The sequence below is a fragment of the Corynebacterium callunae DSM 20147 genome (assembly GCF_000344785.1).
Taxonomy (GTDB): Bacteria; Actinomycetota; Actinomycetes; order Mycobacteriales; family Mycobacteriaceae; genus Corynebacterium; species Corynebacterium callunae.
The window spans coordinates 688,002-703,802 of sequence record NC_020506.1 but is presented as its reverse complement, the minus strand read 5'-3'; the positions used below and the strand labels follow the sequence as shown (position 1 = coordinate 703,802).

Here is a 15,801-nt window from a genome sequence, read left to right as displayed (position 1 = left end):
GCTTATTTGACCTAATACTGAGCATGAACAATCAAGAAGGAGCGATGAAAAAATGGCCTCATTTAAGCAGGTACGCAGTGCTGCTTGGCTAATCGCGCCCGCCCTAGCCGTCCTTGCAGTAGTGATCGGCTATCCCATTGTGCGAGCTATTTGGCTATCTTTCCAAGCCGATAAAGGTCTCGATCCCACCACCGGACTTTTTACCGATGGCGGCTTTGCGGGACTAGAAAACTATCTTTATTGGCTCACCCAACGTTGCATGGGTGGCGATGGCACCGTCCGAGTTTGCCCGCCCGGTACTCTAGCCACCGACTTCTGGCCAGCGCTGCGCATCACCCTCTTCTTCACCGTGGTCACCGTGACCGTAGAAACCATCTTGGGCATGGGTATGGCCTTGATTATGAACAAAGAATTCCGCGGCCGTGCCCTTGTGCGTGCAGCGGTCCTCATTCCTTGGGCAATCCCCACCGCAGTAACCGCGAAGCTTTGGCAATTTATCTTCGCACCTCAGGGCATTATCAACTCCGTCCTTGGCATTAATGTCAGCTGGACCACTGACCCCTGGGCTGCCCGCGCCGCCGTCATTTTGGCCGATGTCTGGAAAACCACTCCTTTTATGGCGCTGCTGATTTTGGCTGGCCTGCAGATGATTCCCAAAGACACCTATGAAGCAGCTCGTGTGGATGGTGCAACCACCTTCCAACAATTCACCAAAATCACTCTGCCGCTGGTTAAACCTGCTCTCATGGTGGCAGTGCTCTTCCGTACCCTCGACGCGCTGCGCATGTATGACCTGCCTGTCATCATGATCTCTAGCTCCTCCAACTCCCCTACCGCCGTCATCTCTCAGCTGGTGGTGGAAGATATGCGCCAGAACAACTTCAACTCCGCCTCTGCACTTTCTACCCTGATCTTCCTGCTCATCTTCTTTGTGGCATTTGTGATGATCAAATTCCTCGGAGCTGATGTCTCTGGACAAAGAGGTATGCCAAAACGGAAGCGGCGAGGTTTGAAAAAGGATTCTCAACATTCCCCACAACCTGACTCGGAGGTTGCAGCATCATGACTAAACGCACCAAAGGTCTCATCCTGAACTACGCCGGAGTGGTGTTCATTCTCTTCTGGGGGCTTGCTCCCTTTTATTGGATGGTGATTACCGCCCTACGCGATTCCTCCCACACCTTTGACACCACTCCATGGCCAACACATGTCACCTTGGATAATTTCCACGATGCGCTAGCGACCGACAAAGGAAATAACTTCCTGGCAGCAATTGGAAACTCTCTCATCATCAGTGTCACCACCACCGCGCTTGCCGTATTGGTTGGAGTCTTTACCGCCTATGCACTAGCCCGCCTCAACTTCCCAGGCAAAGGCATTGTTACCGGAATTATCTTGGCAGCATCAATGTTTCCCGGCATTGCGCTGGTCACCCCGCTCTTCCAACTTTTTGGTGATCTCAACTGGATTGGCACCTACCAGGCATTGATTATCCCCAATATTTCCTTCGCGCTTCCTTTGACCATCTACACCTTGGTCTCTTTCTTTAGGCAGCTGCCCTGGGAATTAGAAGAAGCAGCCCGTGTCGACGGAGCCTCCCGTGGCCAAGCTTTCCGGCTGGTACTTCTGCCACTGGCAGCTCCAGCACTTTTTACCACTGCGATCTTGGCTTTTATTGCCACCTGGAATGAGTTCATGTTGGCTCGTCAGCTCTCCAACACCTCAACCGAACCAGTCACCGTGGCGATCGCCCGCTTCTCTGGACCAAGTTCCTTTGAATATCCCTATGCAGCAGTGATGGCTGCCGGAACTTTGGTCACCATCCCGCTGATTATTATGGTGCTCATTTTCCAGCGTCGTATTGTCTCCGGCCTTACCGCCGGCGGTGTCAAAGCCTAGAGTCTTAGGCCATTGCCTAAACTTGAGTGCATGAACTCCCAAGAATCCCAGGATCCTTCCAAATCTAAACGCGCCTCCCTGCAGCTGGAGGTTGTGCTGGGATTCCTGGGATTTTTTAGTTTTTTGGCGGTAGTGCAGGCCATTATCAATGTCTTTCAACCAGAACCAAAGGTATGGCCCGCGCTTTTAGCTTTAGTTTTGGTCATCGCCTTTGTCGCAGTGTTGCGCAGCTGGCGTAAACAGCGCTAGCTTTCCGGGACAATATCTTGGGCTAATGCCACGATGATTCCCGCAGGTCCGCGCAGATAACACAACTTATAAGTGTCTTCATAGATAGCAATACCATCCAAAGGTTCAGCGCCTAGATCGCGCAGAGTTTCTTCAATATCGTCAACATTAAACATCAATCGATGCAGCCCTTGGGTATTGGGGGCAGGTGGATCTTAGGCGATCAGCGATGGATGCACATATTGGCTGAGCTCAAATGGATGCACATATTGGCTGAGCTCAATCCGAGAATGCCCATCGGGTGTCTCAAGGACTGCGATCTCACTTTTAATATCTTTAAGCCCCACCGAAATATCGGCAAAGTCTCCAGAGATAAACGCTCTGCCATGCAGGCTCATCCCCAGACGTTGAAAAAAGTCCACTGCCTCATCGAGTGAGTCGACCACGATGGCAATATTGTCTAATCTTTTGATTCCCATTGCCCCATATTAGATAGGCTTGAACCTATGGCAATTATTTTTAATACCTCTTGTACTCTCAACGGTTTTATTGCAGATGAAAACCACAGCCTGCAATGGCTTTTTGAGGTCCCTGGCTCCCAAGCAGCGGAGGAAGATTTTGGTAATTTCCTCAGCAAGGTCAGCACCATTGTGATGGGTTCACATACCTTCGAATGGATGGTTAATGAGCTAGATCTGCTCAACCACCCCGAAAGATGGAGCGATACTTATGGCGATCGTCCGACTTGGGTGTTTAGTAGCCGTGAACTTTCCCTACCCGCCGGCGCTCCCATTACACTTATTAACGCTCCTATCTCGGAGGCAATCGCAGAGATTCAAGCTGCAAATACCTCAAGTGGCGATATCTGGATTGTTGGCGGCGGTGCGCTCGCTACCCAGTTTTATGAGGCCGGTGCCCTCGATCGCATCACTTTGACCATGGCACCGGTCTTCTTGCCCGCTGGTAAACCAGTATTTACTGGACTGCTAGATAGCAAAAACCTGCACACCGCAGAGGTGCGCAGGTTGGGCGAATTTACTGAGCTCACATTTGAGATTTCAAAATCTTAGGAAACTAGCTTGCGCCACAACACCCGTGAGGTGGAATGTGGCAACGCAAAACATTCTCTGCCCAGCATTCTCATCCGAGCAGGTAAGGGAGTTTTTGCGGTTATAACCTTGATGGGAATGCCCAAATGCCAAGCCCATAAATAGGTGCGCCAGGCATGAAAATCATTGCTCACCACGGTCCAGCACTTAGTGTCGGGCAATAGTGCGTGGGCATTTTCCAGGTTTTCATTGGTGCTGGTAGCAGCATCTTCCTCAATGATATTGCTAATGCCATGCTCGCGGAGATACTGCGCCATCGGACCAGATTCCCCCAACCCGCTCACCACAATGGGTACTTCAGGATTGTGGGAAACCAGTTCTATGGCTTTGTCTAAACGAGTAGCCAATAGTGAACTGACTCGGCCGTTTTCTACCTTTGAGCCCAGCACCAAAATAGGGTTCATTAGCCCAACAGACGCTTCTTGAGAGCCTCGTCTTTAGCTTCAACTTCGGCAGCCATATTTTCCTGGTACGCGGCCATCTTCTCTAGCAGGCTGTTATCGCCAGCTCCCAAGATGCGTACTGCCAACAGGCCAGCGTTTTTAGCTCCGCCGATGGATACGGTTGCTACTGGCACGCCTCCTGGCATCTGGACGATGGAAAGCAAGGAATCCATGCCGTCAAGATCCTTCAATGCACGTGGCACGCCGATAACTGGCAGAGGAGTTGCTGCTGCCACCATGCCTGGCAGGTGGGCTGCACCACCGGCACAAGCGATGATTGCTTTGAGGCCACGCTGATGTGCAGTCTTTGCGTAGTTCAGCATCTTTTCTGGGGTGCGGTGTGCGGAAACAACGCCCACCTCAAAAGGAATTCCGAATTCTGCGAGCACCTCTGCTGCGGGGGCTACGGTGTCCCAATCTGAATCCGAACCCATGATTAATCCAACAAGAGGTGCCACGTTTTTCTCCTTATGAGTTATTTCCCCACATCTATGGGGTTAAAGCTTGAGCACTGCCAAGTTTATAATGCCCAGTGCTGTAATTAACAGCAGCTACCCACGGGCCTCTTCGCCAGCGAAAGTATTGGAGAAATGTTTAATCGCTGCCATAGCGGTGGCGGTTGGATACTGCGGGTGCATTTCACCATTAACTGCCTTCACTGAACGCATGAGGGCCTCTGCAATCGGCGGGGTAATATCCCGGAATTTCCACAGGTCCAAAACCACGAGGCTAATGTCCTGGTTGCTCATGACCTCAGGAATATCGCCCAGGGCATTAACAATGGACTTGGTTACCAGTGGTTTATTAACGGTGTGGGGAGCTTTGCCACTAATTGGATCTTTTTCGCATTGGCACCATCCAATGCCCAGCTCATCCATGGTCCAGACCCAGTCAATTAAGGAATTTTTAGTCATTTATCAAGGCTAACCCACACCGCCATTTATGGCAGCACGGGCCAACTAAAAACTAGAGCCAAAAACTACAGCTCGACGCCGGATCCCAAGGCAATGGTGCGGCTTGGTGGCAGTTTGAAGGATTCGGTGCGGGAAGATTGGTTCTTCTCCATCGACATATACAAACGATCGCGCCAACCGGAAAGTTTGCCGGTCAAAGAGCTGCGGATGGTTACAGCAGAGAGGAAGTACGTGGCTTCATCAATATTGATATTAATTTTATCGCTGTAGGTGTTTACCAAGGCGAGGTTCTTGGGGATATCTTGGGCATCAAAATATCCAACTCGCAGGTCTATGCGGGTAATGCGCACTGGGCTGGTTGCCAAAACTTCCACATTTACGCGCTTGCTATGTGGCACATGTGGCACGTTTTCGCGTACAATGCGCACGATTACGGTTTCGCGGTAGAGCATTTTGAGGTCATTTACGCAGCGCACCAATGCAAGTGGCACGGTGTCCAAGAAGGCGTGTGGGAAGATCGCCGTGCCTGCAACTTTGCGCACGCCAAAGGCTAGTGGGGTGCATTCGGAAATGTCCCTGAGTTCCTGCAGGAACTCTTCAACCGGGGTTTCCATAGCGATGCGCTTTTCTTTAACGCGGGTATTACCCCAACGCCAGGTGCGCATAAGCACGATGAGAATAGCTGCGATAAATAGTGGCAACCAACCACCGGCAAAAATCTTGGTGGTATTGGAGGCAAAGAGCAGTACCTCGGGAATGGAAATAGCCAAGATAAAGAGAGCCAACTTCCACCAGCTCCACTTCCAGACGTTGTGCGCGTAAATCACAAAGAGCGTGCTCACCAGTACCAAGGTGCCGGTCACTGCCAGGCCATATGCGTTGGCCAGGTTGGCGGAGGACTGGAAGATGAACACTAGGGCCATGACGCTGACAAAGAGGATGCCATTAACCACTGGCATGTAGATCTGGCCTTCTTCACGTGGTGAAGTGTGGCGCACCAGCATGCGCGGCATGATGTTGAGGATCAGCGCCTGACGGGTCATGGAGTATGCACCGGAAATCACGGCCTGGGATGCGATGACGGTGGCCACCGTAGCCAGGATCACCAACGGCATCTGCAATGCAGGAGGCGCCAGGTAGAACATGGGGTTTGCCACTGCAGCGGGGTTGTCAATAACCAGTGCGCCTTGGCCCAAGTAGGTGATAATCAGCGCGGGCATAACGACGAAAAACCATGCCATACGCACTGGCTTTGCTCCGAAGTGGCCCATATCTGCATAGAGTGCTTCGGCACCAGTAACCGTCAAAACCACTGCACCTAGCAGGATGAAGGCTTCAAAAGGGTCACTGACAACTAATCGCAAAGCCCAAGTAGGAGACAAACTCTGCAGGATTTGGGGATGCGCAATGATCTGGGGCAAGCCGAGTGCTGCCAGTACGGCAAACCACAGCAGCATGATGGGGCCAAAAGCACGGCCTACTTTTTCAGTTCCAAGAGGTTGTACAGCAAAAATGAGCAGGAGAACAGCAACAGAGATTGGGAGAACTAGGGTTTCAAAACTAGGGGAAATAACGGCTAGACCTTCAGTCGCGCTGAGCACGGAGATGGCGGGAGTAATAACCACATCGCCATAAAAGAGTGCGGCACCCAACATACCGATCAGGGCGATAAATCCGCCCATCTTGGATTTATCGTCAAACTTATTCTTTAGCAGGGCAACTAGTGCCAAAATGCCGCCCTGGCCTTGGTTATCAGCGCGGGTAACAAGCATTACGTATTTGATTGTGACAATGAGGGTGATCGTCCACAGCACCATGGAGATAATGCCGTAGACATTTTCTGGGGTGACCTCTACCTCATTGTGTTCCATGCTAAAAGCAGTATGCAGTGCATAGAGCGGGCTGGTTCCGATATCACCAAAAACCACGCCTAAAGCGCCCAGGGCAAGAAAAAATTGCCCTGATTTTGGAGCAGCAGAATCGAGCTGCGAATTTTTCATTTTCATCATTTTGCGCCGTTGCGCACTAAATGTCCACTGCACCGGAAACGCCCTGGTCACCCCCCGGTCAATGGGGTGGCCAGGGCGGCGTCGAAAAGCGTTTTAATCCCAGCTAGCGTGCACCAAATAGTGGGCTGAGGCGAGCGCTGCCGCACGTACCTGTGCTGCATCCTCACCCACCATGTTGACGTGGCCAATCTTGCGGCCCGGGCGATGACCCTTGCCGTAGAGGTGAATCTTGGCCTGTGGGTAACGGCGCCACACCTCAAGCATGCGCTCCGCCATGGGCTGCTCAGGGTCAGTATCTGCACCAAGCACATTAGCCATGACAGTCACCGGCGCCAAAGTCTCAGTGGAGCCCAGCGGATAATCCAAAATTGCCCGCAGGTGCTGCTCAAACTGGCTGGTCACGCAACCATCTTGGGTCCAGTGGCCGGTGTTGTGAGGGCGCATAGCCAACTCATTAACAAAGATTTCTGGCTGCCCATTAACATCCAGGGTTTCAAAAAGCTCAACTGCCAGCACACCAGTAACGCCCAGCTCAGAAGCAATGCGCTGTGCCAAAGCGCGGGTGGTGTCCTGCAACTCAGCAGAGAGATTCGGCGCTGGCGCCACTGCCTCAGCACACACGCCATTACGCTGTACCGACTCCACCACCGGCCACGCCTGAGTCACGCCCGATGGCGTGCGCGCCACCATCGCGGAAAGCTCGCGCACCAGGGCGACCTTCTTCTCCGCCATCAGCGCCGTACCGGCACCAAGGAGCTTTTCGACGAGCTGTGCTAGCTCGTCCTTGGTCTCTGGAAACCACACGCCCTTGCCGTCATATCCGCCACGACGAGCTTTGAGGCACACTTGGCCGTCAACAGCATCAAAAAAGCCCTCCGCATCTGCCACATTTTCAATGGCCAAAAACGGAGGAACTGGAGCGCCGAGCTCACGCAGACGCTTGCGCATAACCAACTTATCCTGCGCATTTACCAATGCATCTGGACCTGGCTGTACATTAACTCCCTCAGCAATAAGCTGACGCAAATGTTCAGTAGGCACATGCTCATGATCAAAAGTCATAACATCTGCGCCTGCAACTGCGCGGTGCAGATCATCAATATTGGTGTAATCACCAAGCACCACATCAGCAGCGACCTGCGCGGCCGAGGAATCCTTGGCACCGGCCAAAATACGCAAAGACTGACCCAGCTCAATGGCTGCGGTTTGCATCATGCGGGCTAGTTGGCCATCACCGATAACTGCTACAACTGGCATACCAGGAGCGTGGGCTGCGGGATTTCCAACGGGAATGGATGTATTTCCAGAGTCTTTTTCAGTCACATTGTGCAACTATAGTTTCCTCAACTCAGGATTCCCTAGTCTTGGTTAGTAGTACTGCAGATCTTTAAGAACAGACTCCACTTTTTTAGCGCGGGGCAGTTTATTAATTACATAGGGACGATGATGTCCGCCCACACCCAGCACCAAACTATTTCTTTTACGCTGAATCCGATTGATATAACTCAAAGGAATGGAATCATATTTGCTGCTTAGGCCTTCACGACGCACCAGCAATTTACGATCCGTCACAATCACCCGGAAACGCCGCTGGCGAATTAAAGGCAAGCCAAAACGCCACACACTTAAACCCGCCCAAATAGCCAACAAGAGGTTACGTGTACCAGGCGGGAAACTGGCTGCGGGGTTGCTTCCATCGATGCCCGGGAGCTGATCTAAAAATCCAATCCCCATCCAGCACACACCGGTGATGGCAATAAATTCCATGAGTGGGAAAAACATATTTGATAAAGGTGCAGTGAGATCAACGTGAATATGATCGCCTGCTCCGATATGTCTTTCAAGTGCTTTCCCCTGCATAAAGTCCATGCTACTGCAGGCGCAGGTGGGTAACCTCACCGGCATTAAGGGTGTGCTCTACCCCATCATTATCACGCACAATCAGCTGTCCACCGGCTGCGATACCGGTTGCAACTCCCAAAAGTTCGCGATCACCAGGCAAAATAACGCGCACGTCTTGGCCCAGGCTGGAACATACTGCACGATAATCTGCCAGCCACGCACTTTCTCCCTTGGCCCATTCCAGCAAACGCTCATGCAAATTGTTGAGCATTCTTATGAGAAATTCATTCCTATCAATCTCCATTCCTTCCAAAGCAAGGGAGGTTGCATGAGGAACGGGAAGCTCATCTGTTTGCAGGCTGATATTGGTACCCATGCCAATTACTACCGCTGGGTTGCTATCAAGTGCTGCTGCCTCCACCAAAATTCCGCAGAGTTTCTTGCCGTGAATTAGCACGTCATTGGGCCATTTCAAACCCGCACCGGCCACGCCAAATGATTCCAAGGTGTCCATCATGGCAAGCCCCGAGGCCAACGGAATGGTGCCAAGCGCATCCAGGCTGTCTTTGCCCGGGCGGAAAAGAATAGAAAAAATAACTTGGGCACCTTGTGGTGCAGTCCATGGCCTGCCCAAACGTCCGCGTCCACTGTCTTGGCGTTCTACCGTAGCGATGGTCCAATCAGGTGCGCCTTGTTCTGCAGCGGCAATAAGATCAGCATTGGTAGAGCCGGTAGCTTCTTGGTAATTCAGCTGGTTATAGGGGCCATTATCCACCAGGGCAGTGCGCAGAGTGTCTGGATCTAGCGGTTCACGGGACTTTAGAGAGTTATCCTTCATAACCGATAATCTAGTCCCCCACCACTTGAGCGTGTTTGGAAATTCTGGGGCTTTGCGCGCGGTGCATAGTTTTGTTTTCTTAAATGTGCATTTTCTCCAGCTTTTTAGTGATGCTCACGACACACCTAAGAAGTTTCTATTTCAAAAACTATCCCTTAGCTGCATTAATAACGAATGTGAGTTAAATCACGAAGAAATGAGTGTGGACGATACCCCCGTGAGACACTAGGATTCCAAAACATGACCATTTCCTCACCTTTGATTGACGTCGCCAACATGCCAGACATCAACACCACTGCCGGCAAGATTGCCGATCTTAAAGCGCGCCGCGCTGAAGCCCAGGTTCCAATGGGCGAGAAGGCAGTGGAGAAGGTCCACGCCGCTGGACGCCTTACCGCCCGCGAGCGTCTTGATTACTTGCTCGATGAAGGCTCCTTCATTGAATACGACCAGCTAGCCCGTCACCGCACCACCGCCTTCGGCCTGGGCTCTAAGCGCCCTGTCACCGATGGCATCGTCACCGGCTGGGGCACCATCGACGGCCGTGAAGTTTGCATCTTCTCCCAGGACGGCACCGTCTTCGGTGGCGCTTTGGGTGAGGTTTATGGCGAAAAGATGATCAAGATCATGGAGTTCGCCATTGAAACCGGTCGCCCTCTAATTGGTCTTTATGAAGGTGCTGGCGCTCGTATCCAGGATGGCGCTGTTTCCCTGGACTACATCTCCCAGACCTTCTACCAAAATATTCAGGCCTCTGGAGTGATCCCACAGATCTCCGTCATCATGGGTGCCTGTGCTGGTGGCAATGCATATGGCCCAGCACTGACCGACTTTGTAGTCATGGTGGACAAAACTTCCAAGATGTTCGTCACCGGCCCTGACGTTATTAAGACCGTTACCGGCGAGGAAATCACCCAGGAAGAACTTGGTGGCGCCAACACCCACATGATCACCGCGGGTAACTCTCACTACACCGCTGCAACCGATGAGGAAGCACTGGATTGGGTACAGGATCTTATTTCCTTCCTGCCTTCCAATAACCGCAGCTTCGCTCCTGAGGAAGATTTCGACGCTGAAGAAGGTGGCATCGAAGACAACCTCACCCCTGATGACCTCAAACTTGATGACATCATCCCAGACTCCGCAACCGTTCCTTATGACGTGCGCGAAGTTATCCAGTGCATTACCGATGATGGCGAATACCTCGAGATCCAGGCTGATCGCGCGGAAAACATCGTTATCGCCTTTGGTCGCATCGAAGGCCAGTCTGTGGGATTTGTAGCCAACCAGCCCACCCAGTTTGCTGGTTGCTTGGACATCGATTCCTCCGAAAAGGCTGCCCGCTTTGTTCGCACCTGCGATGCCTTCAACATCCCAATCGTCATGCTTGTTGACGTTCCAGGCTTCCTGCCAGGTGCTGGCCAAGAATACGGTGGCATCCTGCGCCGTGGCGCTAAGTTGCTCTACGCCTATGGCGAAGCAACCGTTCCAAAGATCACTGTCACTATGCGTAAGGCTTATGGCGGAGCATATTGTGTGATGGGTTCCAAGGGCTTGGGCTCTGATATTTGCCTCGCTTGGCCTACCGCTCAGATCGCCGTCATGGGTGCTGCTGGCGCTGTGGGATTCATCTACCGCAAGGAGCTCATGGCCGCTGACGCCAAGGGACTTGATGTTCAGGCACTAGCAAAGTCCTTCGAGCGCGAGTACGAAGATCACATGCTCAACCCATATTTGGCAGCTGAGCGTGGCCTCATTGACGCAGTTATCTTGCCTAGCGAGACCCGCGGACAAATCGCCCGCAACCTACGTCTACTCAAGCACAAGAACGTCACCCGTCCTGCACGCAAGCACGGCAATATGCCTTTGTAAAAAATATTGGTGTCGGAAACCTCAAGTGCTTCTTGGAAGTTAACTTAAAAGTTTCCGACACTTTTATTTTTGCCCTGACACTGGGCTAAAAGTTTTGCCTTGGGTATACGCGCACTATGGCAGTTTTCCCATAATTTAAAAGGAAAACACTCCACGACCCCTGCGTGCTGGCAAAAATCCAGCACGCTGGGTTAGCATTCTTCGTAGTTAAAGCAAGATTGCACCTTTGGGGGATTCCTCAGCACTCTGGGCAGCACTAGCAAAGTAATTCGCTAAAGCTGCGCCAAGAGCTCGCTGAGACCCTCCTCCCGTGCTGATTTTTAGCCTTGCTTTTTATTTAGCACTTTCGCGTATTACTCATGAACCCACCCCAGGATTTAGACTAAGAAACCATGACTGCAGCACAAACCACACCTGACCTCACTACCACCGCCGGAAAGCTCTCTGATCTCCGCGCGCGACTGAGCCAAGCCTATGTCCCCATGGGCGAGGCTGCCGTAGAGCAGGTGCATGAGGCAGGTAAGAAAACTGCCCGTGAACGCATCGAGTACTTGCTTGATGATGGCTCCTTTGTAGAGGTTGACGCCCTCGCGCGCCACCGCTCCAAGAGCTTTGGATTGGATGCCAACCGCCCAGCCACTGATGGTGTAGTCACCGGCTACGGCACCATCGATGGCCGCAAGGTCTGCATCTACTCCCAGGACGGCACCATCTTTGATGGCGCTCTCGGTGAGGTTTATGGCGAGAAGATCGTCAAGGTTTTGGATCTTGCAATCAAAACCGGTGTGCCACTAATTGGCATCAGCGAAGGCGCTGGCCCTCGTATCCAAGAAGGCGTGGCTTCCCTTGGCCTTTACTCTCAGATCTTCCACCGCAATACCCTGGCTTCCGGCCTGGTACCTCAGATTTCATTGGTAATGGGTGCCGCTACCGGCGGAAACACCTACTCCCCTGCGCTATCTGACTTTGTTGTCATGGTGGATCAGAACTCCAAGATGTACCTCACTGATCCAGAGACCATCAAGACTGTCACCGGTGCAGATGTTTCCGCAGAGGAGCTTGGCGGCGCCTCCACTCAAATGGCTACCTCCGGCAACTCCCACTTCACTGCAGCTGGGGAAACTGAAGCCTTGGACTGGGTTCGTGAGCTCACCACTTACTTGCCTTCCAACAACCGTGCCGAGGCTCCTCGCGTGGCTGCGGAAGTCATGCTTGGTTCAGTTGTTGACAACATCAATGACACCGATCGTGAACTGGATTCCATCATTCCGGACTCCCCCAACCAGCCATATGACATGAAGGAAGTTATTTCCCGTGTGGTTGATGGTGGCGATTTCTTTGAAATCCAGGGCAACTACGCAGCAAATATCTTGTGTGGCTTTGCGCGTGTAGAGGGTCGTTCCGTTGGCATCGTGACTAACCAGCCCACTGAATTGGCTGGTTGCCTGGATATTAAGGCATCTGAAAAGGCAGCTCGGTTTATCCGCACCTGCGATGCTTTCAACATTCCGCTCATTGAGTTTGTAGACGTTCCTGGTTTCTTGCCGGGCACCGATCAAGAATTTGATGGCGCTATTCGACGCACCGCCAAGCTGCTTTATGCCTACTCTGAGGCAACCGTCGGCAAGATCACTGTGATCACCCGCAAATCCATCGGTGCTGCTTATTGTGTGATGGGTTCCAAGGATCTGGGCGCAGACCTGGTCTTTGCCTGGCCTACCGCGGAAATCGCAGTGATGGCTGCCTCCGGTGCTGTCAGCGTGATTTATGAAAAGGAAATCAAGCAGGCAGAAACCGAAGGCCAGGATATCGATGCCTTGCTGCAGGGATTTGAAAAGGAATACGAGGAGTCCCACCTCAACCCTTATCTCGCAGCTGAGCGCGGTTATGTTGATGCGGTAATCCCACCTTCTGAAACTCGTGGTCAGATCATTGAAGGCCTGCGCCTGCTTGACCGCAAGGTGGTTAATACTCCTGCTAAGAAGCACGGAAATATTCCCCTATAAAGCTTTATCTAGCTGCTGAAACTCATTATTTTTAAAGGAGAACCATGTCTGAGAACAACACCACCGAGGCTGCTCAGAAGCCCTTTTTTACGGTGCTATCTGGCAACCCTGATGATACCCAGGTGGCAGCGCTGACCATGGTGATTGCAGGTTTGGCTCAAGCTGCTGCGCAAGCACAGCTCATCCAGCCTGAGACCCGCAATAACTGGGGTCGGGTGGAAGAACGCCTCAACCGCCCAACCATCTTCAACCCCAGCGCTTTCCAGAATGTGAATTTCTTCTAAAAGCAGCTTTCGCGCCACGACCTAATCTCATCAAAGGGTCGTGGCGCTTTGTTGTGCGCGGGTGGTGATTAGAATTTGGCAGCATGCAGATTGTTCTCGCCTCCCAGTCCCCCTCCCGCCGCATGATCCTGCGCAGCGCCGGCGTCGAGCCCCTCATCCACCCAGCGCATGTTGATGAGGATGCCATCATCGCAAGCCTGGCCGGCGCCTCCCCGCAGGAGATCGTCAGCCAGTTGGCACTGGCAAAAGCCCGCGCCGTAGCACCGAACTTTCCAGATCAGGTCACCATTGGGGGCGACTCCATGCTGCTTATCGACGAAACCCTGCAAGGAAAACCTCATACAGTTGAAGAGACGATTCGCCGTTGGCAGCAACAGCGCGGAAAGACTGCACAGCTCATCACTGGACATTGTGTGATTTGGCAGGATCAAGAGATTATCGAGGCATCCTCCACCACCATCCACTTCGCAGAGGCAAGCGATGCCGACATTAACGCCTACGCAGCCTCTGGAGAGCCCTTAGAGTGCGCGGGAGCCTTCACCCTAGAAGCACTAGGCGGATGGTTCATCGATTCCATTGAGGGCGATCCTTCCTCCGTTATCGGACTATCCCTGCCAGTGGTGCGTCGCGCGCTCTACCAATGTGGTTTTAATATCAGCGATTTTTGGGGCGCCACCCCAACATCGGTGTCCTGAAGTTAGGATGAGGGGCATGGTTCAAATGAATGACATGTTAGCTCCCCCACCCGTCCGCTTGCCGCAGGATCCAGCACAGGGTGCAGACGCCACCCTTACTGCAACTGCGCTGACTCATCCCGATAGCCCACTAGTGTGGGCTGTTCGTGCCGAAGCTGCGCTTGAATCAGCCACTACCGATGAAGAAAAGCTGCAGGCTTATGCTTTTGCCCGCACCGGTTACCACCGCAGCCTCGATCGCCTGCGCGCTAATGGTTGGAAGGGCTGGGGACCAGTTCCTTATTCCCATGAACCAAACCGCGGTGTGTTGCGTGCGATCGCTGCCCTGGCACTAGCGGCCAAGCTCATCGGTGAAACCAACGAATACGATCGCTGCCGTCAAATGCTTTCCGATGCTGATCCAGAAGCAGTAGCAATCCTGCTCGACAAGTAATTATTAAAAGAAGACCGGGGATCAACACCAGTGATGATCCCCGGTCTTTTGCTTATCCACCCAGTTTTTCGTCGAAAAGCGCGCTCTTAAATAGCTTTAGCGGCAGTTTCCTCGATGCGTTTAATGGCCTCGCTAGCAACGAGCTGCTGAATGCCCATGTCCAGCTCAGAGGTAAAGCCCACGCAAGAGCAGTTGATCTCGCCGAGCACGTAGGTATCGGAACCGTCTGGAGCGGTATCGAGCATGAAGTCAGCAGTCCAGATCAGTGGGATGTTATCGCCACCGAGCTTTTCTGCGATGACGGGACGAGCCTCAGCGAACTCATCGATCAGGTCCTGCCACTGTTCTGGCTTGTCATAGGTGTACTTTGCGCCGGAGAACAAGGTTGCAGAGAAGTTGTCGCCACCCTCGGCAGGCTTCTTGTGCACCACAAACACAGGGTGTGGGCCAACCAGCAGGATGCGGATTTCGCCTTCCACAATGCGGGGCATAAATCGCATATCAACCAGCATGCCGTTGTCACCAATGATGTACTGATCGCAGAAGTCCATGAACTCGCCGAGCTCGCGAATTTCGGTGTGGTTATCTACGGCCTCAGTGCACTTGATCTTGGTGTCTAGGGGCAGCTCGGTGCCAGGTTTAATACTGGCAGCCAATTCCTTATCCACCAGCTGCACGCGCCAAATGCCGGAACCGGTGGAACCACGGTTTTGCTTGAGCACACGCTCGCCATAGGACAGGGATGATGGGAAGAGCTTATGCAGGGTTTCCACATCGTAATAAGCATGGGTGTCAGAAGGCACCAGATCGGTCTCAGAGAGCTTTACCAGCGCATCTTTAGCGCCATAAGCCATCATTTCCTCTGGGGTGGACATTCCCACCAGGCCGGCCTCAGAAAGACGGGTAAGCAAATCAAAATAGCCACGTTCGCCACCAGGGATATTGCCGGGGTTTACGCGGGAAATATAACCATCAAATTTTTCAGAAACATAATTAAATAGGTCTTCGCTCCACTCGGGGCGATAGAACACAACCTCAGCGTGCCAGCCGTGTCCCAAAATGGAATTGACGATTGGCATGGTGTCCTTGCGATGCCCATCCAGGTACTTGTCGGAGCCGCCTTCAACTTCAAAAACAACGATGCTCTTGTGCATGGTGGTGGATTTCACTTTCTCATCTCCCGGGGGCTTTAGAATTACGCGCCAGCCCGGACTAAACAGCAGAGTCAA

At 52.6% G+C, this 15,801-nt stretch carries 19 protein-coding genes; 9 read left to right on the top strand and 10 right to left on the bottom strand.

The window, feature by feature from the left end; all coding sequences use genetic code 11:
* The first annotated feature begins 52 nt into the window (after positions 1 to 52).
* The 3 genes from H924_RS03350 to H924_RS03340 are packed head-to-tail and all read left to right on the top strand — an operon-like array spanning position 53 to position 2,148.
* Entirely contained in the window at positions 53 to 1,066 is a 1,014-nt protein-coding gene (locus H924_RS03350; protein ID WP_015650549.1) for a carbohydrate ABC transporter permease, read from the top strand.
* Positions 1,063 to 1,899, top strand: coding sequence for a carbohydrate ABC transporter permease (locus H924_RS03345; RefSeq protein ID WP_015650548.1), 837 nt, complete (start codon positions 1,063 to 1,065; stop codon positions 1,897 to 1,899). The genes H924_RS03350 and H924_RS03345 overlap by 4 nt, the downstream gene beginning before the upstream one ends.
* A gap of 30 nt (positions 1,900 to 1,929) precedes the next feature.
* Positions 1,930 to 2,148, top strand: a complete 219-nt coding sequence (locus H924_RS03340; RefSeq protein WP_015650547.1) for a hypothetical protein — start codon at positions 1,930 to 1,932, stop codon at positions 2,146 to 2,148.
* Here H924_RS03340 and H924_RS14780 read toward each other — a convergent pair.
* Together H924_RS14780 and H924_RS14775 are read right to left on the bottom strand one after the other, a co-directional pair.
* Positions 2,145 to 2,303 carry a VOC family protein gene (locus tag H924_RS14780; protein ID WP_404825326.1) on the bottom strand — a complete coding sequence of 53 codons (159 nt, stop codon included), beginning with the start codon at positions 2,301 to 2,303 and terminating at the stop codon, positions 2,145 to 2,147. The genes H924_RS03340 and H924_RS14780 overlap by 4 nt on opposite strands.
* A gap of 39 nt (positions 2,304 to 2,342) precedes the next feature.
* On the bottom strand, positions 2,343 to 2,606 hold the full coding sequence (locus H924_RS14775) for a VOC family protein (RefSeq protein WP_404825325.1): 264 nt from the start codon (positions 2,604 to 2,606) through the stop codon (positions 2,343 to 2,345).
* A 27-nt stretch (positions 2,607 to 2,633) separates the two neighbouring features.
* Here H924_RS14775 and H924_RS03330 point away from each other — a divergent pair, with 27 nt between their 5' ends.
* Entirely contained in the window at positions 2,634 to 3,197 is a 564-nt protein-coding gene (locus H924_RS03330; protein ID WP_015650546.1) for a dihydrofolate reductase family protein, read from the top strand.
* Here the strand turns inward: H924_RS03330 and H924_RS03325 are convergent.
* The 7 genes from H924_RS03325 to H924_RS03295 form a co-directional block, all read right to left on the bottom strand.
* Positions 3,194 to 3,640 (bottom strand): YdcF family protein, encoded by a 447-nt coding sequence (locus H924_RS03325; protein ID WP_015650545.1) that lies wholly within the window; start codon positions 3,638 to 3,640, stop codon positions 3,194 to 3,196. The genes H924_RS03330 and H924_RS03325 overlap by 4 nt on opposite strands.
* On the bottom strand, positions 3,640 to 4,137 hold the full coding sequence (purE, locus tag H924_RS03320) for a 5-(carboxyamino)imidazole ribonucleotide mutase (RefSeq protein ID WP_015650544.1): 498 nt from the start codon (positions 4,135 to 4,137) through the stop codon (positions 3,640 to 3,642). The genes H924_RS03325 and purE overlap by 1 nt, the downstream gene beginning before the upstream one ends.
* Positions 4,138 to 4,230: 93 nt before the next feature.
* Positions 4,231 to 4,593 (bottom strand): hypothetical protein, encoded by a 363-nt coding sequence (locus H924_RS03315; RefSeq protein WP_015650543.1) that lies wholly within the window; start codon positions 4,591 to 4,593, stop codon positions 4,231 to 4,233.
* Positions 4,594 to 4,658: 65 nt separating this feature from the next.
* Positions 4,659 to 6,593, bottom strand: coding sequence for a potassium transporter Kup (locus tag H924_RS03310; RefSeq protein WP_035107885.1), 1,935 nt, complete (start codon positions 6,591 to 6,593; stop codon positions 4,659 to 4,661).
* Between the two features lie 102 nt (positions 6,594 to 6,695).
* Positions 6,696 to 7,895, bottom strand: a complete 1,200-nt coding sequence (locus tag H924_RS03305; protein WP_029703489.1) for a 5-(carboxyamino)imidazole ribonucleotide synthase — start codon at positions 7,893 to 7,895, stop codon at positions 6,696 to 6,698.
* 75 nt (positions 7,896 to 7,970) lie between these two features.
* On the bottom strand, positions 7,971 to 8,462 hold the full coding sequence (locus tag H924_RS03300) for a hypothetical protein (protein ID WP_015650540.1): 492 nt from the start codon (positions 8,460 to 8,462) through the stop codon (positions 7,971 to 7,973).
* Between the two features lie 10 nt (positions 8,463 to 8,472).
* On the bottom strand, positions 8,473 to 9,282 hold the full coding sequence (locus H924_RS03295) for a biotin--[acetyl-CoA-carboxylase] ligase (protein ID WP_015650539.1): 810 nt from the start codon (positions 9,280 to 9,282) through the stop codon (positions 8,473 to 8,475).
* Between the two features lie 240 nt (positions 9,283 to 9,522).
* Between H924_RS03295 and H924_RS03290 the strand changes: the two genes are divergently transcribed.
* The 5 genes from H924_RS03290 to H924_RS03270 all read left to right on the top strand — a co-directional run bounded on the left by H924_RS03290 (position 9,523) and on the right by H924_RS03270 (position 14,572).
* Entirely contained in the window at positions 9,523 to 11,154 is a 1,632-nt protein-coding gene (locus tag H924_RS03290; RefSeq protein WP_015650538.1) for an acyl-CoA carboxylase subunit beta, read from the top strand.
* Positions 11,155 to 11,546: 392 nt separating this feature from the next.
* Positions 11,547 to 13,160 (top strand): acyl-CoA carboxylase subunit beta, encoded by a 1,614-nt coding sequence (locus H924_RS03285; protein ID WP_015650537.1) that lies wholly within the window; start codon positions 11,547 to 11,549, stop codon positions 13,158 to 13,160.
* 44 nt (positions 13,161 to 13,204) lie between these two features.
* Entirely contained in the window at positions 13,205 to 13,444 is a 240-nt protein-coding gene (locus H924_RS03280; RefSeq protein ID WP_015650536.1) for an acyl-CoA carboxylase subunit epsilon, read from the top strand.
* An 83-nt stretch (positions 13,445 to 13,527) separates the two neighbouring features.
* Positions 13,528 to 14,139: a Maf family protein gene (locus H924_RS03275; protein WP_015650535.1), complete on the top strand. Its 612-nt coding sequence runs from the start codon at positions 13,528 to 13,530 to the stop codon at positions 14,137 to 14,139.
* A 16-nt stretch (positions 14,140 to 14,155) separates the two neighbouring features.
* The gene (locus H924_RS03270) at positions 14,156 to 14,572 is read left to right on the top strand and encodes a DUF3151 domain-containing protein (RefSeq protein WP_015650534.1); all 417 of its coding nucleotides are present in this window, start codon (positions 14,156 to 14,158) and stop codon (positions 14,570 to 14,572) included.
* A gap of 86 nt (positions 14,573 to 14,658) precedes the next feature.
* On the opposite strand, the gene H924_RS03265 is transcribed toward H924_RS03270, so the two are convergent.
* The gene (locus tag H924_RS03265; RefSeq protein ID WP_015650533.1) at positions 14,659 to 15,726 is read right to left on the bottom strand and encodes a Cj0069 family protein; all 1,068 of its coding nucleotides are present in this window, start codon (positions 15,724 to 15,726) and stop codon (positions 14,659 to 14,661) included.
* Positions 15,727 to 15,801 lie beyond the last annotated feature (75 nt).